Consider the following 19,453-nt stretch of genomic DNA (forward strand, 5'->3'; position numbering starts at 1 on the left):
CTTGGTACCGCAAACCACGACCAGCCAGCGCCGGCCCATCCGCCGGCGGTGGCTTGCCGTGCCCGCAGTTGCTGCGGCTGGTCTGGCCGCCGCTCTTTTCCTGGCGCCGTCGAACGCCGTTCCCCCGAACGGTGGCGGCAGCACCGCCGTCGTGCCTTCAGCCGTTCCTTTAGCCACGGGGTCCGCGAGTGCCACGCCCGTTGCCCGCAAGGCGGTGCGGCCGCTGGCGACGGCGCCGACGGCGGTGTCAATCGCGGCCGCCGACCTGAACGTGCGGGTCCTGCCGCTGACGCCGAGTGCGGACGAACTGGCTTCGGAATCGCTCGTGCCGCCGCTGACCGTCGACGCGTACTGGCTGACGAGCTACGGCGTGCCCGGTGCGGGGTCGGTCAATACGACCTACATCGTGGGGCACAGCTGGGACGGCCGGGATGCTCCGTTCAACCGGCTCAGCGACGAGTCGCTCGTGGGCAAAGCGGTCACGGTCACCACTGCCAAGGGGACGCTGCAGTACGTGGTGGATTCGGTGACCACGCACGACAAAAACACGCTCAAGGACAGCGCCATCTGGAACGTCGTGCCCAACCGGGTGGTGCTGATCAGCTGCTACACCGAGGACCCGTGGGGCAAGAACGTGGTGGTCACGGCCTCCCCCGCTGCGTAAGCTGCACCGACCCGCCGTGACTGGCCCGACGCTCCCTCAGCTTTCGCCGCTTATTTCCCGACGCTCCCTCAGCTTTCGCCGCATATTTCCCGACGCTCCCGCACTGATTAGCAGTCTTGATTCAATATTGATGGAATCCTGCGGCAATCTTAGGCGTGATGAGGCAGGCAAGTGAGAGCGCTGTGACAGTATGAGTTCGGTTGCAAAAATCCGACAAAATACTTCCTGGGGGAACCATGTCCACAACCGAAATCACACCTGCCACACCTCCGCCCTCTGCGGATAAATCAAAGCGCAGGAAGGCTAAAGCAATTCTGGCCGGCGGCCTTGTTCTTGGCATCGGTGCAGCCGTGACGCTCGCCGCATGGAACGACTCCGAGTTCGCGAAGGGAATATTCGATAGCGGGCATTTTGACATCGAAGGCACGGCAGATCCCAACGTGAACTTCGCAGACCACGAAGATGACGTCTCGGCCGCGGCGCTGACGTTCACGACAAGTTTCAGCAACATGAGCCCCGGCGGAAAGGTAGCCGCCCCTTATGCCCTGCGCCTAGACAAGGACAGCACATACAAGGCTTCGGTTTCCGTGGACGCAACGGCTGACGGGGACGCAAACGCAATCTCAAGCCTGAGCTACACGATCACTCAGGTCGCTTCCTTTGCAGCTTGCCACGTCGACCCGACAGGAACGTCAATAGCTCAAGGCGCAACACTGGACAGCGCTGTGAACAACACTCCCGTCGTACTCGAGACCTCTGCCAATATCGGAACGGACGCAGGAGACGAGAAATTCTTGTGTATTCAGGTGACCGCGGGCAGTGGACTGGAACAGGATAAAACCGTCACAGCAACCTGGGAATTCATCGCGGAGTCCCAGGCGGCGTAGTCAGTGCCGTGGGCAAGCACGTGAAACGAATGCGGCACCGCAATTTCACCCGTGTACGCGCGGTCCTCGCTGGCGCCCTCGTCCTTGGCATGGGCGCCAGTGTGACCCTGGCTTCCTGGTCTGACTCTGAGTATGCCGCAGGCAAATTCACGGCCAGCACGTTCCGATTGGAATCAAGCACCGAATCCAGCACACTTCCCAACCTCTGGAAAGACAGTACTGAAGGCGACGCCTCCCTTGTTGTCAGCGCGGGTGGATTGTCGCCGGAAGCGTCGAAATACGCCTGGCTGAAGATCCGCACGACGTCATCATCAACCGTCGGTGGAAAAGTCACCCTGGCAAGTTCGACGCCGGTTGGCGACTTGTCGCCCGTGCTGGAGTACCGGGCGGTGTTGACGGAGGCGACATGCGATTCGGGCGCCTTCTCCGGATCGGCGACGTACATCGCCGGATCGTCGTCGGCGTACCGGCCGGCGACTGCGGTGCAAGACACACCTGTCGCGTCGCCGATTGGTGCACCGTTGGGCGAGTTGCGTTACTGCTTCGACGTCCGCATAAAGCAAGGCGCAGACAACAGCTACCAAGGCAAGGGCGCAACGGTGACTTGGCTCTTCACGGGGATCTCGAACTAGTTAGGAAAGAACCGGACATGAGCCGAACGAACATGCAGGGCCGGCTGGGCAACGCCTTCCTGAACGTCGCTGCCCTCGGCGGCACTGTCTGCATCGTTCTGGTGATCCTTGCGTTCTTCTTCCAGATCACCCTGATCATGTTCAAGACCGGTTCCATGAGCCCGACAATCCCGGCTGGCTCGCTCGCCGTGGTCAAGAAGATCCCAGCGTCCGAAGCACGTGTGGGCGATGTCGTCACCGTCGACCGGGCGTCGGCCCTGCCCGTGACGCACCGAGTCACGTCGGTGATGCCGGCTGAAGGCGGTGCAGCCAAAATCACGATGCGCGGCGACGCCAACCCCACCGACGATCCCCTGCCCTACGAAATCCAGACGGTGCGGATCGTTCTCTGGTCTGTGCCCGAACTCGCCTACACGGTCAATGCTGCCAACAACCCGCTGATACTCGGCGGCCTTTCCGTCGTGATGGCCGTCGTGGTGACGTGGGCCTTCTGGCCCCGAGAGGAGCCCCACCGCAGAGGCCGCCGGGCGAAAGGCGAGCCCGAGGAAGCGGCGACGTGAAGCGGCGGCTGCTTGCCGCCGTCGGACTCCTCACCTTGGTGGCGGCCCTGGTGGTGGCTCCGCCGGAACCTACGACGGCGGCCTGGACAGTGCCGCAGCAGGCGACAGGGACGTTCGTGGCGGGGACGGTGCTTCCTCCGGCCTGGGTAAGTTGCACCCGGACCACAGGAAGCAAGTACACGTTCAATTGGTCACAACCTGACGGCGGGGTGGAGCCAACCGGTTTCTCGTGGATGGTCAAGAACGGGAATGCAGTAGTTCTGTCACCAACTCTTGAGCCGGCGAACAAACGAGCCCTGACCGTCGACGTTGGAGTGCTAGCCCTAGGCACCTACACAGTTTCAGTGAAGACCATCGGTCCAGGTCAATGGGAATCTTCCTCGATCGAAGGTACTGTCAGTGCACTAACTGGCCTCATCACAAGCTGCCGCGTATGACCCCCGAGCCCACCACTCCGGGCGCCGCTAACGGTCCAGACCGCGAGCCCCTCAGCCGCAAACAGAGGGCACTGCTCTTCCTGAACTCCCGCCGTCGTCGATTCTGGGCTGGGCTCACATTCTTCGTTGTATGGCTCCTGCTCCAGTTGGCCTTCGACAGGTCGGACAACTTCCCGCTCAGCCTGGTCCCCAACATATTCCTGTACGCAGGCGGAGCATTCCTTGTGGTCCTCTGGACGAACGGCGCCGTCCTGAACCAGCCCATTCCTCTCCCCGCCGGCATCATGCGCGGCACAGCCACAACCCGCTTCATGAACGAGGAGACCTGGAAGACAGACTTGTCTCCCACCCGGGCACAGGAGGCTCTGCTCCGGCTCTTCCAGCAGCCCGGCACCGAGGCGCGCGTAATCGGCAAGACCGTTTGGGTGCAGCTCGGCAGGGAGTGGCATGCCGAGCAGTGGTGGCACCGGGACGCGGGCCCGCACATGAAACGGAAAGCGCCGGTCCACTTCTTCATGGAATCCACCGAGACCGGTTCAGCCATCACCGCCTTCAGCAATGACCGCCGGCTGTTCGGAATGCACGACGTCGTCCGTCTCTCGGATGAGATGAGCGCCACCGCCGTGAAGCTGGCGAGGAATGCCACCGAAACCCGGCCCCGGGAAGACGACGAGGGCCGGGGACCGTAAGCCTCCGGCCCTCGAACAAGAAACTACGCCCCGCGCGCGCTCAGAAACCCATCCAGCGCGGGGAGGTCGTCAGTGTTGATGTTGTCGACGCCGGCATCAAGCAGCTCGGTCCACATCGCGTCACGCGCCGGGCCGGCCTGGTCCGGCGTTGCCCAGAACCGTACCCGGTACCCCTTCGCGTGCGCCGCTTCCACGTACGCGCGCAGCTTGGCGCGCTCGGACTCCGGCATGGGACCAACGCCCTGCCACGTGAACAGCTTGGTCCAGTTGTCGCTGACCAGCGGCATCAGCGTGGCAGGCATTCCTGAAGCCAGGTCCGCTGACCGGCCGTCATAGAACCCGAACCGTTTGTCCGCAGCCTGCATGGTGGCGAGCGGTCGGTTGCCGCTGATGACGGCGGTGACCGGCCCGGCAGAGACCTTGCCGTTGGCGTAGCGCGTCATCAGCGCGGGGTGCTCAGCCAGTTCCTTCTCGACGGCCGCATAAGTCGTTTCGCCGTCGCTCTTGATGTCGATCAGCAGCTGCAGGCTGCCATCCCAACCCGGGTAAACGCTGTGGCCCTGCTGCCGCACGAGCTTGTCCAGCGGGTCCAGGTAGAGGCTTTCGAGGGTGACGCCGGCGCGCGCATCCGCAAGGTCGTGCGCCACGCGCAGCTCGCCGTCCACCAGCCAGACGTCCGCCTCCACACTGGTGAACCCGTGTTCCAGCGCGTCCAACAGCGGCCGGCCGTGTTCGTAGTCGTTGTGCGCGTGCGCCGCGGCATGCGGCTCCCCCAGTACGATGGCGGCATCCGGCGCCGCGACGGACGGGGCGGCAATTCCGGCGAGCGCCGTGAGGGCGAAGAGGGCAGTGACGGTGCTTTTGAGCAGCACAGGGTTCTCCTTTTGTGCGGTTGGGACGCGGCCGCGCTTCCCGGATTGTGAACGTCCGACGGCGCGCCCCACCACCCTGCCTGCCGGCAGCTAACGCTTACCCACAGGCAGCCGACACCGCGGTGAACAGGACGTGTCCTGCGCCTCTGGCCGAGCCTTCCGAAACCAGCGGGCGGAAACCCGTGATCTCGACAGGCCCGACCAACGGTGAGGAAGCGTCCCGCAGAACCCGACCAAAGGTGAGAGAGCGTGCGGAAGGACGCGACGCAAACTGAGGAAGCGTCCGAAACGGAACATTGAAAACGCGCTTGGCTTCCAGCGGAGACGGCCGTTCCGAACGCGCTAGATCTGCTTTGCAGCGGCCCGCAGCGCTGTCACAACAGGCGCGATGCTCTCCTCCGCGGTGAGGGCCTGCGCCAGTTGGCGTGCACGGGCGGTGTAGGCCGGAGTCGTGGCGGCCTGCCTGATGGCCGCTGCCAGCCGCTCAACGGTGAGCTCCTTGTACGGTACCGGTTGCGGGCCCGCGCCGAGGGATGTGATCCGCGCGGCCCAGAACGGTTGGTCGGTGTATATCGGCACGCTGACCGCCGGCACACCGGCGCGCAGCCCTGCTGCGGCGGTCCCGGCGCCGGCATGGTGCACCACCGCAGCCATCTGCGGGAACAGCCATTCGTGCGGAACCGCTCCGATACTGATGGCATCGGGCCCGGAGACACCCTGGACTCCTTGCAGCACCGCGCGCACTCCCGCGCGGCGTGCGGCGTCGAGCATGAAGTCGGTGTCCAGGGCGGCGCTGCTGCCGAAGCCGATGAAGACCGGGGGCGGACCGTCCGCAAGGAATTCAAGCAGCTCGGGGGCTGGTTGCCAGGCAGGATCGGCTGCCGGCCACCAGTAGCCGGTCATGGTGAGTCCGGATCGCCAGTCTGCCGGGCGCGGAAATATTGTGGTGCTGATGCCGTGGAGCACCGGGCGGTTGGCTTTTCTGCGCGCCCGTTCGGACGCGGACCTGGCCCTTTTGGGTAGCCCGAGCACCTGGCGGATGCGGGCGCTCGGGGCGTCGTAGGGTGCTTTTCCCGCGGATATGAGTGAACCGAGCAGCTTGTTCCCGGCCGGCCCAAAGCTGCGGGCGGTCCCCAGGACCACGGGCGGGTAGGCGCTGCTGGGTTCGGTCGGCTGCAGATGGGCGCCCAGAACGGGGATGTCGAGGGCCTCGGCCACGTCGTAGGCATAGGGTGCGACTGCATTGGCGAGGATCACATCGGCCCCGGCCCCGGCCGCGGCCAGTGTGCCGGTCGCCGCCAGGTCCATGTAGTCACCGAGTTCACCCATGTACCTGCGCAGATCCGCGCCCGTGGCCTTCTTCCCGGGAGGGGCCGGGCTGACCAGGTGGCTCATGTCACCGGGCAGCTCGCGGTGCTCGCACCCGGCAAAGGCGACCAGCGGCGCATAGGCGGCATTGGCCGCGATGGCGACGTCGAAGCCCATGGTCCGAAGCCTGCTGCCGAGCCCGGCCATCGGGACGACGTCTCCCCGGGTCCCGGGCGTAACCATGAGTACTCGCATGCCATTCCTCATTCCCGTCAATTGCGAACACCGTTCGCAATTAAGAATAGGATGGAATGGGTACAGAACCTAACCCAAGGGGCTGAACGAAAGTAGGAGCATTCATGCCCGCTCATGACCCCATCGATGTCTGGCGGCGGCCGGAGCGTTCCGTCGTCGGGCCGAAACCCGAACACTCACGCGCGGGTATTGCTGCGGCGGCGATCGACATCGCCGACCGGGACGGCCTGACGGCTGTGTCCATCCGACGCGTTGCCGCCGGTATCGGGGCCGGCGCGGCGTCCTTGTACCGGTATGTGAAATCGCACGACGAGCTCATCGAACTCATCGTGGACACGGTCAGCGGTGAATACCACCTTGCCCCTTCCAAGGAAACTCCACCGAACCAGCTGCTGAACCTGGCGCGGCAGGGCCGTGTCATCATGCACCGGCATCCGTGGCTGGCTCCGCTGCTGCTGACCCGGCCCGCAATGGGACCAAATTCGCTCAGATATTTGGAGCATGCCTTGTCTGTTCTGGAGGCCGTGGACCTGCCGGGCCCCGCGAAGCTGCAGACCGTGGCCATGATGACGGCCATCACCTCCGCCTTCGTGCAAAACGAGCTGGCGTCAGTCCACAGCTCCGGGGCGGGCCTCGGCGGGGCGAACGCCCGCCTGCAGTACCTCTCCGATGTAGTCCTGTCCGGGAACTACCCGCTGCTGGCCGGCGCACTCACCGGGCAACATGAACCCGAGAAACCCGAACATGTATTCACCGCTGTCATCACCAATTACCTGGCAGGCGCGGGCCTTCCGGCAGCCGCCGGTTCCGCCTGAAGAAGCGTCCCAGCAAAACACGACGAAAAGTGAGAGAGCGTCGGGAATAAGCGGCAGCAGGCGAGAGAGCGTCGGGGGTTGCCGGGGACGGCCGGCTAGCCGACGTGGATGCCCGGGCGGCGGGCGGGATCGGGCTCGTTTTCGCGGATGATCTCGCGGACCACGGGGGCGGTGTCGCCGCGGCCCAGCAGCAGGTAGCGCATCAGGTGGGCCAGCGGGTTGCCCTCGGCCCACTCGAAGTAGGCGTGAGGCCGTACGCCCGTGGCGGCATGCAGGGCCAGCAGGATCGCTGCGATGGCGTTGGGCGCGGCCGGACTCGTGGCGCGAAGGACACGGTGCCCGGCCACCTCGACGCCGCGCACCTCGAGGACGTCGCTGAAGCCAGAGGGGTCTGTGACATCGATTTCCAGGAACATCACGTCGGCCGTGCCGGGCACCGGGTTGTTCTCCCGCTGCGTGGCTTCCTTCTCCGCGTACTCCTTGGCGTCCCTGGCCTGCGGGCGGTTGGCGATGATGTTGATGCGCCCGTCGTAGTCAATCGTGTCCGTGACGAAGCGCCGCGCGGCATCGTCGAACTCGATCCGGTCCACCCGCAGCTCGGTGGTCCTCGAGACACGGGACACCAGGGAGACGGCCACGATGCCCAGGATGAAGAACCCCGAGATCGCCAGTCCGTCCGGCTTCTCGATCACGTTCTCCACCAGCGCGTACAGCATCACCAGCGTCAGGAGAGTGAAGCCCACGGCGGCACCCCGGCGCTTCTTGCGCGCGGCGGAGATGCTCACGGCCACCGCGCCGGAGACCATCATGAACAGGATCCCGGTGGCGTACGCGCCGGCCTGGGCGTTGACGTCGGCCTTGAAGCCGATGGTGATGAGGATGCTGATGGCCGTGTACACCAGGACCACGGGCCGCACCGCGCGGGACCAGTCCGGAGCCATGCCGTAGGAAGGCAGGTAGCGGGGCACGATGTTGATCAGCCCGGCCATCGCGGAGGCACCGGCGAACCACAGGATCAGGACGCTGCTGATGTCGTAGACAGACCCGAAGCCGTTGCCCAGCCGCTCATGCGCCAGGTAGGCCAGGGCACGGCCATTCGCCGGACCGCCCTCCTGGAACGCCTCGGCCGGGATCAGCACGGTGGTCACGAAGCTGCTGCCGATCAGGTACACGCTCATGACCAGTGCCGCCGTCGTGAGGAGCTTGCGGGTGTTGCGGATCCGGTTCCGGAGCGTCTCCTCAGGCGTAGAACCGGAAGCCTTCACCAGGGGCATCATGCTGACGCCGGTTTCGAAACCGGAAAGGCCGAGCACCAGCAGCGGAAACGCCAGGACCGCGGGGCCGGCGATGTTAAAGAAGCCGCCGCCGAACGAACCCAGCGAACCGATCCAGGCGGCGACGGCACCCGGCTGGGTGACGGCGTCGTAAATTCCCGTGCCGATGATCACGGCGTTCAGCAGCAGAAAGACGCCGACCAGCGGTATGGCCACGGCCACCGCCTCGGAAAAGCCCAGCAGGAACACGCCGCCCAAGATCAGCAGCATCACCACGGTGATGGGAACCGCCTGGCCTTCCAGGAACGGCGGCAGGTACGGGTTCTCCAGCATGTGCACCGTGGCGTCGGCGGCGGACAGCGTGATGGTGATGATCCACGACGTCGCCACGAACCCGAGCAGCACCAGCACGAACACCTTCCCGCGCCAGAACGGCAGCAGGTTCTCGAGCATGGCCACAGACCCCTGCCCGTGCGGGCTCTCCTGCGCCACCCGCCGGTACATCGGCAGCATGCCCAGCAGCGTCAAGGCCACGATCAGCAGCGTGGCCAGCGGCGACAGCGCCCCGGCGGCGAGCGCGGCGATGCCGGGCAGGTAGGACAGCGTGGAGAAGTAGTCCACGCCGGTCAGGCACATTACCTTCCACCAACTCTGCTGGTGCCCGGTGCCTTCCTCGGACTCCGGGCCCACCGGCTGGTGCACCTTGTGCTCCAGCAGCCACCGCGTGAACGCGCTGCCGGGGCCATGTTCCAGTTCTGGGTTGGGCACGCTGGCCGGAACGGAGTATTGGGCAGGTGCGGTCATGAAGTGTCTTTCTGGATCTTGGGGGCCGGCGCCGGTAGGTGAGGAAGCGTCGGGGATCAAGCGGCGAAACGTGAGGGAGGGCCGGTAACCCGCCGTCGAACCGCGGGAGGGGTCCGACGGCGGGGGCTACTTCGTTGCTCTGATAAGCCGGTAGATCATGTAGCCGGTGACGCCGATCCCGAGGATCAGCCACAGCAACGGGGCGCTTTGGGTCAGCATGGCAGGACACGGCCTTGCGTGCTTAAGGTGGCCACGGGGTCCTTCGATTCACATGGGCAGTTTGCTGATGACCACGGGAGCCTAGCACCGGCCGGAATCCGAAAAGCGCCAAAACCGGGGATCTTAACGCTTTCTTAACGCCTCGCCCTTCACACCGGCCCCAGGGAATTCCGCGGTGGTAGCGTGACGCGTATGCGCGACGTTCCTGACCCGAAGGCCCGGCCTGCGGGCAGGAACGCCAGGCCTCCCGGCAAAGGGTCCCGGCCGGATACCCAAAAGCCCCTGTGGCCCGGCGGCTCCAAGGTCTTCCCGCGCATCCTCAACGTCTTCGCGCCCCAACACCCTGCCCAGGTGATCGTGCTCGGGTTCGCCGCCGCCGTCGCCGTCGGCACGGGGCTGCTCATGCTGCCCGTCTCGCGGAACGGACCCGGCGGCGCACCCTTCCTCGATGCCCTGTTCACCTCCACGTCCTCGGTGTGCGTCACCGGGCTGATCACGGTGGACACTGCGGTGTACTGGAGCGTCTTCGGCAAGGCGGTGATCATGGCCCTGATCCAGGTCGGCGGGTTCGGAGTCATGTCCTTCGGCACGCTGCTGGGGGTGCTTATGGCCCGCCGCCTGGGCCTGCGTTCGCGGCTGTCGGCGGCCGCGGAGATCAAGAGCACGGGTTTCGGCGACGTGCGCCGCGTTCTGCTCGGGGTGCTCGCCATCAGCCTCACCGTGGAGATTGTCCTCGCGGGGATCCTGGCCGCCAGGCTCGTCGCTGGTTACGGCTACGAGCCCGCGCGGGCTCTGTGGCACGGCGTCTTCCACTCGGTGTCCTCCTTTAATAACGCCGGGTTCGCGCTGCACACGGACAACCTCATCGGCTTCGCAGGCGACCCGTGGATCTGCCTGCCCATCGCGGCCGCGGTGATTATCGGCGGCCTTGGCTTCCCGGTGCTGTTCGAACTGCGCAGGCAGTACCAGCGGCCCATCCACTGGAGCATGAACACCAAGCTGGTTTTGGTGGGCACCGCCGTGCTCCTCACCGCGGGCACCGTGTTCCTGACCGCCGTCGAGTGGTCCAACCCTGCCACCCTCGGCGCCCTCAAACCCGGCGAACGCATCCTGGCCGGATTCTTCCAGTCCGTCATTACCCGCACGGCCGGGTTCAACAGCATCGACATCGGGCACATGCACGAGGTGTCCTGGCTGGGCATGGACATCCTCATGTTCATCGGCGGCGGCCCGGCCGGCACCGCGGGCGGCCTGAAAATCACCACCTTCAGCGTGCTGTTCTTCATCCTGCTGACCGAACTGCAGGGCGGAACGGCCGTGAACATCTTCGGCAAGCGCCTCTCCCGCGCCGTGCACCGGCAGGCCATCACCGTGGTGCTGCTGGCCATCGGGTTGGTGGTCGGCTCCACAATGTTCCTCATGATCATCACCGACTTCGGCCAGGAGCGGATCCTGTTCGAGGTGATCTCCGCTTTTGCAACGGTGGGGCTGTCCACCGGCATCACGGCCGCCCTCCCGCCGGCCGGGCAGGTGGTGCTGATCCTGCTGATGTTCATCGGGCGCCTCGGACCGGTGACGCTGGGCGCCGCGCTGGCGCTCCGCGAACGCCCGCTTCTCTATGAATACCCGAAGGAAAGGCCCCTCATTGGCTAAGAATTTCTTCTCCCGCTCACCCGAATCCGGGGCGCAGGCTGACACGGTGGTGGTCATCGGGCTGGGCCGCTTCGGCGGGGCGCTGGCGCTGGAGCTCGAGGCGCAGGGCACCGAGGTGCTGGGCATCGACTCCAGCGAGGACACCGTCCAGTCCTACAACGGCCGGCTCACGCACGTGGTCCGGGCCGACTCCACCAAGGAGGAGGTGCTGCGCCAGCTCTCCGTCCACGAGTTCGACCGCGCCGTGGTGGGCATCGGCAGCGACATCGAGGCGAGCATCCTGACCACCTCGCGCCTGCTCATGTTCAAGAAGCCGCAGATCTGGGCAAAGGCCATCAGCGAACCGCACGCCGAGATCCTCAACCAGCTCGGCGTGGACCACGTGATCCGGCCCGAGCACGACATGGGCAAGCGCGTGGCCCACCTGGTCCGCGGCTCGCTGCTGGACTACGTCGAGTTCGAGGACGACTTCGTGATGATCCGCACCAGCCCGCCCACCGAGGCCCGCGACCGTCCGCTGGGCGTGCTGGGCCTGCGCGACAAGTACGGCATCACCATCGTGGCGGTCAAGCGCCCCGGCGGCATCTGGGGCCACACCACCGCGCAGACGGTCCTGTACGACGACGACCAGATCATCGTGCAGGGCAGCAAGACCCAGGCGGAGCGGTTCAGCAACATGCCGTAGGTCCTGTCGGCCCTGTCACGGGGCTATCGCGTGGCCGGCGCCTCGATAAAGACCACCTGGCTCAGGCTTCGGACAGGCTTTCGCCTCCGTGCGGGAGGCTTGCCGACGGCGTTGGCCGGGTTCCCGGCGTCGGACTTCAGTTTCCCGGCACCCGGGGAATGCGCCGCGCCCGGGGAATGCCCGACGGCGGATGCCGCCTTTCCTGCCGGCACGCGCCGCACGCTGAGCTGCTCGAGATCCAGCAGCCGGCGGGCGCCGGTCCGGGCGTCGATGATCCAGAACAGGTCGATGTCCCGGACCGTGCTGCTCACGGTCCCCCGGTGCGCCAGCCGCCCGCGGTGCCAGGCCTCCACCTCGTCGCCCACCGCCAGCTCGGCGCTGGATTGCACTTCAAGCTCCAGATGTTCGTTCAAGGCCGGTCCCCCTCCATTGGAATGTTGATGGGACCAGCCTGCACCACGATGTTTTCAAGAAAGTTTCAGGTTTTGACCCGTTGTGTGTCTGCGCTGTTACTGGCTCTGCCAGCTAGCGCACCTCATAAATCGACGAGCGGATGGCGGAAATGGAAGCTAGGAAAAATATGCCGTGCAATAACACGCAGCAAATTGAAACAAGGCATTGCTCAGAAAAACTGCGCCGATCTTGATCGTTTCCTGCGGAATTCTTAGGCTGCGCGCCATCAGGGCCGAAATATTTTGTAATTGCTAATTCCCCGCCAGGGCGTCCGCACGCTGGCTCGCAGCCAAAGCCTCCTGCGCATTCCCGAGGCGCTGGTGAATATTCGCCAGGACCCGCCACGGCGTATCCAGTGAAGGGTCCAGCGCGGCCGCGTGCTCCAGATCGGCAATGGCGTCGGCCGAGCGTCCCAGGCCAAACTGCGCCACGCCCCGCTGCACGTACAGGGTTGTTGAATACGGGGCGTCAGCAACCAGCGCATCCAGCAGGTCCTTGGCCGCCGGAACGTCACCGCTGTAAAGATAGCCGATAGCAAGCGCCGTGCCCGCCTCCTGCGAGCCGGGCGTCCGTTCCCAGGCCAGGCGTCCCCACTCAACGGCGTACCCGGCCGCATCCCGGTCGCCCGCCGTCGCCGGGCCCGCGAACGCCTGGGCTGCGAGCAGCGCGGTGTCGCTGTCCCATGGCCGAAGCTGCCTGGCCTGCACAAACGCCCGCTGCGCCCCGGCGCTGTCCCCGGCCGCGGCCGCCCTGGCTCCCGCCTCCATGGGCCATTCAGCCACGGCAGCGGGAACGGCGATCGCCATCGCCCCGAGTACCAGCAACACACCCGCCAGCCGGGGAACTGCCCGCATTTTGGCGCCACCAAAGACCGGGATGAACCCGGTCCGGATGGGCGCAGGCTTCCCGCCATCGCACCCAACCATACCGCCGCACAGGAAGGCCACCAGGCCGGTAGTGCCGATGGAGGTGAAGTGCGTGAACAGGGCCAGCGCGTAGGCTACGACCGTCACCAGCACCACGGCGAGATACCTGCGCTCTGCCGCCTGCTTTGTTTCCCGCAGCCGCCGGACCAGGGCCGCCAGTGAAACCGCGAGGAGCAGCAGAACGAGCACCAGCAGCGGAACACCACCAGCAGCCAACAACTGCAGTGGCCAACTGTGCGGCGAGTCGGCAGGAAAGCTGTCGCCCACAGTCCGGGCCCATTCCCCGTTCAGGTACGCGGGAAAGGCGTCCACGAAACCGCTCGGACCAACGCCCGAGACGGTATGGTCGGCGATCAGCCCAAGGCTCCGGTCCCACAGTAGCCACCTGCCATCAACCGTTCCGGCGGACAGGAGGCGGTCCCGTGCGGAAGGTACCAGCACCACGACGAGGGCGATGCCCGCCGCGGCGGCCGCTGCTCCGGCAGCGATTTTTACCGGGGACCAGGACCTGGCCCTCATCCATGCAATCGCGCTGAACACAGCCACGATCAGGAGTGCGGCCAGCGCCGCCCGGGACCCGGAAAGCACGGCAACTCCGATGCCGGCCAGCAGACCAGCACGGCGCACCCAAACCTGCCATGCTTTGTCCAAGTCACCTTGTGCGGCAAGGGCACCGGCAATAACGACGCCGACCAGTCCTTGGTCTGTTGCGTTGCCCAGCGTCGCTCCCGGCCTTACGTTTTCGGCGCCGCCCAGAGGACGCAGACCGGCACCTTCCAGGGCCGCAATGACGAACAATGCGCTGCCCGCAACAGCCAGAGACAGGCTGAGCAGGGCGCGCCGCCGACTCCCGCCCGCCCCGCCCAGCACCTTGGCCCCGACAGCGAAAACCGCCACGTACACAGCCAGTGTCAGCAGGCCCTCATAGCGCGGCCACCGGCCCGCGATACTCGCAAGGGGCGTTCCGGAGAGCAGCATCGCGACGGCGATCCACAGCACGCAGGCGGCCGTCGCGGCCTTCACTGCCACGGGGAGGCGCGCACCAGCGGGCGACAGCAGGCCGGCGAGGACGGCGAGGATGACCACCACGAGCTTGATCCACACGAACCGGAAAAGTCCGCCGGGCTGGAAGGCCACAAGAGAGGCGGCCATCAGGATGATGCAGACCCCGGGAAGGCGGGAGATTGCTCGTTCCATGCGCAAGCCTGCAGCCTTTCCCCCGAATTGTCCGTACCCAACAATAACCGCCCGAGACGGGCAATTCTTCCTCTGGGCCGGGGACGCAATGAAGAAATTCGGAGCGCTTCACAATCGTTGGACAAACTCTATTGCACAGTTAGACTGAGGCGTTCTTTGACAATTTAAAGTAGCGGCGGCGCCGCCTGCTGGGCCCATGGGGGGATAAAAAAATGCTCGTTAGGAGCGGGCGATTCCGTTTAAGGATCGCATTATTGTTATCGGTACTTTCGGCGCTGATAGTCACAGGGTTGGCACCGGCCAACGCCGTAGACCTGTCCGAGGCCACGATCAGCGGAAAGGTTACGGCACCGGCCGGTGTGGACCTTGCGGCTACGACAGTCTTTGCTTACACCGCGGATGGACAGATGCCGGTCGCCTCAGAGCAGGTCAGGGAGGACGGCACCTACACGGTCAACGCACTCCAGGCCGGCGCATACAAGCTCGAGTTCAACGGATACAACAACTCCGGCGCCCTGGCTCAGTGGTACTCGGGTGCCACGACGTATGAAACGGCTACCTCGGTCACCGTTGCTGCGGGCCAAAGCCTTGCGGGGATAAACGTGAGCCTCATCAAGGGCGCCACCGTCAGCGGCCGCATCACTGTCCCGGCAGGCATCGACGTCAGTTATCTCTACGTCTCCGTCCAAAGCACCGGCGACGACTGGTATTCAGCATCCGGTTCGGTGAACCCGGACGGCAGCTACTCCGTGCGCGGCCTTCCGGCCGGCACCTACAAGATCCAGTTCGTTGGCGGAAACACCGGAGCAGTTACCCAGTGGCATGCGGCGGCGACGTCCTTCGATACTGCCACCCCCGTCACGTTGACGGCTGGCCAGGCTCTGACGGGGATCAATGCAACCCTTGTACGGGGTGCGTCCATCAGTGGCACCATTACAGTTCCGGCCGGCGCCGATGCGAGCGGAGTCCAGATCGAGGCGCGGGACAGCAACGGCAATACGGTCGGCTCTTCTTCCGCCAGTCCTGAAGGAACGTACAGCCTCCGTGGCCTTCCGGCCGGAAGCTACAAGGTTGTGTTTTCCTCCTATGGAACCGGCCTCCTTCAGCAGTGGTACCCCGGAGCGTCGTCGTTTGATACCGCGAATCCAGTGGTCCTCGCCGCAGCCCAGGACAAAACCGGGATCAACGCAGCCCTCGTCACCGGCGGCTCGGTTAGCGGAAAAGTCACAGCCCCGGCTGGAATCGATCTCTCCTCAATCCAGGCCACCGTCTATGAGGCAACCGGACCCAACCCGAACTACGTTGCGTCATCATCACTCAACGCCGACGGCACATACACGGTGGGTGGGCTTAACACCGGAAGCTACAAGGTACAGTTCCTCGGGTCGAACAGCACGCTGCTGGAGCAGTGGTATGACGGTGCGTCAACTTTTGGAACAGCCACTCCCATAACCGTCACGGCGGGCCAGGACCACAGCGGGGCAGATGCTGCCCTGACTAAAGGCGCGTCCATCACCGGAAAGGTCACTTCTGCCCCGGGCGTAAACCTTTCCCAGGTGTGGGTTTACCTCTACGATTCGGAAACCCTCTCCTGGGCTGGGGCGATCCAGCCGGCCCCGGACGGCTCCTACGAATTCGCAGGCCTCGGCGCAGGATCATACAAAATCCAGTTCAGTACGGGCAGCTCCGGCGCACTCGGGCAGTGGTACGGCGGTGCCGCCACGGCGTCTACCGCCACCCCCGTCGCAGTCAGCAGCAGCCAGGACCTGACGCTGCCCGACTCTGTGCTCATCAAAGGTGCGACCATCTCCGGAAAAGTAACTGCGCCCGCAGGCGTTGACCTTACAGCCGTCTCCGTCTACGCGTACGACTCCACAAGCAATTTGACGTACCCCGTTTACACCAACGTGCAGGCCGACGGCAGCTACAAGCTGGCGGGGCTCCCCCAGGGCAACTACGTTTTCCTGTTTTCCGGCTACAACTCCGGGGCCCTGGACCAATGGCACGCAAATGCCACCTCACGGGAGACGGCCACCGTACTGCCAGTAGCCGCGGGCCAGGACGTCACTGGCATCAACGCGACCCTGGTCACGGGTGCAAGCATCAGCGGTAAAGTCACCGTCCCGGCCGGGGTAACCCTGTCCGGCGTGTCCGTGTCTGCCAGCGGGGCGGGCAGCCCCTACGGCACGTATGCGAACGTGAATGCCGATGGAACGTACAGGGTGAAGGGCCTCCCGGCCGGCAGCTACAAGGTAAAGTTCTCCAACTACAACTCCGGGGCGCTGGACGAGTGGTACAACAACGTGCAGACCGAGGCCGCTGCCACGCCCGTTGTCCTGACAGCAGGACAGGACAGGACGGCGGTCGATGCGGCGCTGGCCAAGGGCGCGACAATCGGCGGCAAGGTCACCCTGCCCGCGGGCGTGAGCGCCTTTAACGTCAGCGTCAGCCTCTTCAAGGCAGCCGATGGCGCACCGGTTAGTTCTGTCCAGCTCAACAGCGACGGCACGTATGCGCTGCGCGGAGTTCCCGCAGGCAGCTACAAGCTCCGGTTCGCCGGATACAGCAACACTGGGGTGCTGGCCCGGTGGTACACCAATGCCATTGCCCTGGCCACGGCAACCCCGGTCAACGTCACCGACGGTCAAACCCTTACCGCCATCAATGCCACCCTCGTCAAGGGCGGCGTGATCAGCGGCAAGATCACCGCCCCGGCGGGGACGCGGCTGACCGCGTCACAGGTCATCGCCACGAAGGCCGGAACCATCGATGACTCGTCCGTTTACGGCTACGTCGAGCCGGACGGCACCTACAGCATCGTCGGACTGGAGACCGGCTCCTACAAGCTGCGCTTCCTCGGCGGCCAGAGTGGCGCCGAGGACCTCTGGTACGGAGGGGCAACGGCCGCCACCGCCAAATCCGTAGCGGTGACCGCGGGGCAGAGTGTCAGTGGCGCGGACCTGACGGTTGTCACCGGGGCGACCATCAGCGGGAACGTCTCCGGGGCAAGTGCCCAGCCGGGTTACCTCCTCAGCGTCCTTGACTCGGCCGGCAAACTGGTCAAGAACGGCTACTCGGATGAGGCCGGCAACTACAGCGTGGTCGGCCTCGCTGCGGGTTCCTACAAGGTGGCGTTCAACCGCTCCACCGGGTACACCCAGGACGAGGCCCAGTACTACCAGAACCAGCCTGAATCCGCCGGTGCAGGGCAGGCGCAGTCCATCCCTGTCACTGCCGGACAGACAGTGCCGAACATCAACGCCAGCCTCACAGCCGGGGCCTCCGTGACCGGCACCGTACTGGACAAGGCCGGAAAGCCGGTAGTCAGCGCCCTGATTCAGGCCTACACACCGGACGGCTCACTGGTTACCCGCAGTGCGAGCACCAGTGCCACCGGAAAGTACACGCTCTCGGGCCTTACGACGGGCAGCTACATCATCAAGGTGCACGGAGCCTTGTCCGGGCGCGGTGACCTCTACTCCGGCAACAAGACCACCGAGGCCACGGCAACGAAGGTCAGTGCAGTCAGGGGCAGCGCCACAACGCAGAACCTGTCGTACGCGGCAGTGGTGGAGCCCATCACCGCCCCCACCCCGACGGTCAAGGGAACGGCCAAAGTGGGCTCCACGCTCACGGCGACCCCCGGAACCTGGGGTCCCACAGGGGTCGCGCTGAAGTACCAGTGGAAGGCCAACGGCGTTGCCATCACGGGCGCCGCCGCCACCACGTTCAAGCTGACGACGGCGCAGGTGGGCAAGTCACTGACCTTCAGCGTGACGGGCACCAAGGCGGGATACTCCACGGCAACCAAGACCTCCGCCGCCACCGGCACGGTCATGGCCCTCAACCCCGTCCTGACCTCGCCGGCTCCCAAGGTCACCGGAACGGCAAAGGTGGGCTACACGCTGACCGCAACTCCGGGAACCTGGGGACCGGCACCCGTCACCCTGAAGTACCAGTGGAAGGCCAACGCCGTGGCCATTGCGGGCGCCACCGCGAGCACGTACAAGCCGTCGGCGGCTGTGGTTGGCAAAGCCGTCAGCGTCACGGTCACCGGAAGCAAGTCTGGCTACAACACGGCGGTCAAGACGTCGGCACTCACCGCGAGAGTCGCCGTCGGAACGCTCACCGCACCGGTTCCCAAGATCACGGGCACCGCAAAGGTGGGCTACACGCTGACGGCCTCTCCGGGCGCCTGGGGTCCGGCGCCGGTCGCGCTGAAGTACCAGTGGAAGGCCAACGCCGTGGCCATTGCGGGCGCCACCGCGAGCACGTACAAGCCGGCGGCAGTTGTGATTGGCAAAGCCGTCAGCGTCACGGTCACGGGGAGCAAGGCGGGCTATGCGACGGCGTCCAGGACGTCGGCGCTCACGGCGAGGACCGCCGTCGGGACTCTGTCAGCACCGGTCCCGGTAATCAGCGGCGCCGTCAGGGTGGGGTCGGCCCTCTCTGCGACTGGCACCTGGGGTCCTGCTCCGGTCACCCTGAAGTACCAGTGGAAGGCGAACGGCGTTGCCATCACGGGCGCCACGGCCAGCACCTACACGCCCACAGCAGCGGTGCTCGGCAAGACCCTGGCGGTCACTGTGACGGGCTCCAAGGCCGGTTTCACCACGCTTACCAAGACGAGCGCGGTGTCGGTCAAGGTGGCTGCGGGGGTGCTGACATCATCGGACCCTGCCGTCTCGGGCGCTCTGACGGTGGGGTCGGTCCTCACTGTGGTGCCGGGAACTTGGGGACCCGCGCCGGTCACGCTGAAGTACCAGTGGTACGCCAATGGCGCGCCAATAACGGGTGCCACGTCCAGCACGTACTCGCTGCTGGCAGCGGATCTGGGCAAGACATTCTCGGTAACGGTCGCGGGATCAAAGTCCGGCTACACGGAGGCGGTGAGAGTCTGGGCGGCGACGACTCCGGTGAGCTAACGGCGCAGGTGATCGGACCGGCGTCGTAGATTACAAACGGCAGGGCCGCTGCAACTTCATTTGGGGTTGCAGCGGCCCTGTCCGCGTTAAGCGGCAGCGGCCCACCCATCCGCGGCGGCCTTCGGAGACGAATCGCTACCGCCGCCCAAGGTTTTCAACGCCGATATTCGTGGCGTCGGAATCAAACCACGAAGCCTT

At 65.5% G+C, this 19,453-nt stretch carries 14 protein-coding genes; 9 read left to right on the plus strand and 5 right to left on the minus strand.

The genetic code is table 11. From position 1 onward, the window contains the following. Position 1 precedes the first annotated feature (1 nt). The 5 genes from ACFRAU_RS08870 to ACFRAU_RS08890 all read left to right on the plus strand — a co-directional run bounded on the left by ACFRAU_RS08870 (position 2) and on the right by ACFRAU_RS08890 (position 3,869). Positions 2–664, plus strand: a complete 663-nt coding sequence (locus ACFRAU_RS08870) for a class F sortase (protein ID WP_377999602.1) — start codon at positions 2–4, stop codon at positions 662–664. A 236-nt stretch (positions 665–900) separates the two neighbouring features. Next, a complete protein-coding gene (locus ACFRAU_RS08875; RefSeq protein WP_377999603.1) occupies positions 901–1,551 on the plus strand; it encodes a SipW-dependent-type signal peptide-containing protein in 651 nt (216 codons plus the stop codon). 8 nt (positions 1,552–1,559) lie between these two features. Further along, complete coding sequence (locus ACFRAU_RS08880; RefSeq protein ID WP_377999604.1) at positions 1,560–2,183, plus strand: SipW-dependent-type signal peptide-containing protein; 624 nt, start codon at positions 1,560–1,562, stop codon at positions 2,181–2,183. 17 nt (positions 2,184–2,200) lie between these two features. Further along, positions 2,201–2,743: a signal peptidase I gene (locus ACFRAU_RS08885; protein WP_377999605.1), complete on the plus strand. Its 543-nt coding sequence runs from the start codon at positions 2,201–2,203 to the stop codon at positions 2,741–2,743. Between the two features lie 433 nt (positions 2,744–3,176). Continuing rightward, positions 3,177–3,869: a hypothetical protein gene (locus tag ACFRAU_RS08890; RefSeq protein ID WP_377999606.1), complete on the plus strand. Its 693-nt coding sequence runs from the start codon at positions 3,177–3,179 to the stop codon at positions 3,867–3,869. Between the two features lie 23 nt (positions 3,870–3,892). On the opposite strand, the gene ACFRAU_RS08895 is transcribed toward ACFRAU_RS08890, so the two are convergent. Together ACFRAU_RS08895 and ACFRAU_RS08900 are read right to left on the minus strand one after the other, a co-directional pair. Beyond that, entirely contained in the window at positions 3,893–4,741 is an 849-nt protein-coding gene (locus tag ACFRAU_RS08895) for a phosphatidylinositol-specific phospholipase C/glycerophosphodiester phosphodiesterase family protein (RefSeq protein WP_377999607.1), read from the minus strand. 342 nt (positions 4,742–5,083) lie between these two features. Then, complete coding sequence (locus ACFRAU_RS08900; RefSeq protein ID WP_377999608.1) at positions 5,084–6,304, minus strand: glycosyltransferase; 1,221 nt, start codon at positions 6,302–6,304, stop codon at positions 5,084–5,086. A gap of 104 nt (positions 6,305–6,408) precedes the next feature. On the opposite strand from ACFRAU_RS08900, the gene ACFRAU_RS08905 reads away from it, so the two are divergent. Further along, a complete protein-coding gene (locus ACFRAU_RS08905; protein WP_377999609.1) occupies positions 6,409–7,119 on the plus strand; it encodes a TetR/AcrR family transcriptional regulator C-terminal domain-containing protein in 711 nt (236 codons plus the stop codon). A gap of 95 nt (positions 7,120–7,214) precedes the next feature. Here ACFRAU_RS08905 and ACFRAU_RS08910 read toward each other — a convergent pair whose 3' ends face one another. Further along, positions 7,215–9,197 carry an amino acid transporter gene (locus ACFRAU_RS08910; protein WP_377999610.1) on the minus strand — a complete coding sequence of 661 codons (1,983 nt, stop codon included), beginning with the start codon at positions 9,195–9,197 and terminating at the stop codon, positions 7,215–7,217. A 411-nt stretch (positions 9,198–9,608) separates the two neighbouring features. Here ACFRAU_RS08910 and ACFRAU_RS08915 point away from each other — a divergent pair, with 411 nt between their 5' ends. Next, positions 9,609–11,069 (plus strand): TrkH family potassium uptake protein, encoded by a 1,461-nt coding sequence (locus tag ACFRAU_RS08915; RefSeq protein WP_377999611.1) that lies wholly within the window; start codon positions 9,609–9,611, stop codon positions 11,067–11,069. Then, on the plus strand, positions 11,062–11,754 hold the full coding sequence (locus ACFRAU_RS08920; protein ID WP_377993613.1) for a potassium channel family protein: 693 nt from the start codon (positions 11,062–11,064) through the stop codon (positions 11,752–11,754). Before ACFRAU_RS08915 ends, ACFRAU_RS08920 begins: the two co-directional genes overlap by 8 nt. Positions 11,755–11,777: 23 nt before the next feature. Here ACFRAU_RS08920 and ACFRAU_RS08925 read toward each other — a convergent pair whose 3' ends face one another. Both ACFRAU_RS08925 and ACFRAU_RS08930 read right to left on the minus strand, forming a co-directional pair. After that, on the minus strand, positions 11,778–12,167 hold the full coding sequence (locus tag ACFRAU_RS08925) for a hypothetical protein (protein ID WP_377993612.1): 390 nt from the start codon (positions 12,165–12,167) through the stop codon (positions 11,778–11,780). Between the two features lie 291 nt (positions 12,168–12,458). Then, entirely contained in the window at positions 12,459–14,330 is a 1,872-nt protein-coding gene (locus tag ACFRAU_RS08930) for an O-antigen ligase family protein (protein WP_377999612.1), read from the minus strand. Positions 14,331–14,584: 254 nt separating this feature from the next. On the opposite strand from ACFRAU_RS08930, the gene ACFRAU_RS08935 reads away from it, so the two are divergent. Then, positions 14,585–19,255, plus strand: coding sequence for a beta strand repeat-containing protein (locus ACFRAU_RS08935; RefSeq protein WP_377999613.1), 4,671 nt, complete (start codon positions 14,585–14,587; stop codon positions 19,253–19,255). Positions 19,256–19,453 lie beyond the last annotated feature (198 nt).

It is taken from the genome of Arthrobacter sp. NPDC056691, from assembly GCF_042791415.1.
In the GTDB taxonomy this organism is placed as follows: Bacteria; Actinomycetota; Actinomycetes; order Actinomycetales; family Micrococcaceae; genus Arthrobacter.

Bases quoted from the DNA above. Each gene is read 5' to 3' on its own strand.
- ACFRAU_RS08875 (WP_377999603.1), top strand. From the start codon at position 901: ATGTCCACAACCGAAATCACACCTGCCACACCTCCGCCCTCTGCGGAT.
- ACFRAU_RS08885 (WP_377999605.1), top strand. From the start codon at position 2,201: ATGAGCCGAACGAACATGCAGGGCCGGCTGGGCAACGCCTTCCTGAAC.
- ACFRAU_RS08890 (WP_377999606.1), top strand. From the start codon at position 3,177: ATGACCCCCGAGCCCACCACTCCGGGCGCCGCTAACGGTCCAGACCGC.
- ACFRAU_RS08900 (WP_377999608.1), bottom strand. From the start codon at position 6,304: ATGCGAGTACTCATGGTTACGCCCGGGACCCGGGGAGACGTCGTCCCG.
- ACFRAU_RS08905 (WP_377999609.1), top strand. From the start codon at position 6,409: ATGCCCGCTCATGACCCCATCGATGTCTGGCGGCGGCCGGAGCGTTCC.
- ACFRAU_RS08910 (WP_377999610.1), bottom strand. From the start codon at position 9,197: ATGACCGCACCTGCCCAATACTCCGTTCCGGCCAGCGTGCCCAACCCA.
- ACFRAU_RS08915 (WP_377999611.1), top strand. From the start codon at position 9,609: ATGCGCGACGTTCCTGACCCGAAGGCCCGGCCTGCGGGCAGGAACGCC.
- ACFRAU_RS08930 (WP_377999612.1), bottom strand. From the start codon at position 14,330: ATGGAACGAGCAATCTCCCGCCTTCCCGGGGTCTGCATCATCCTGATG.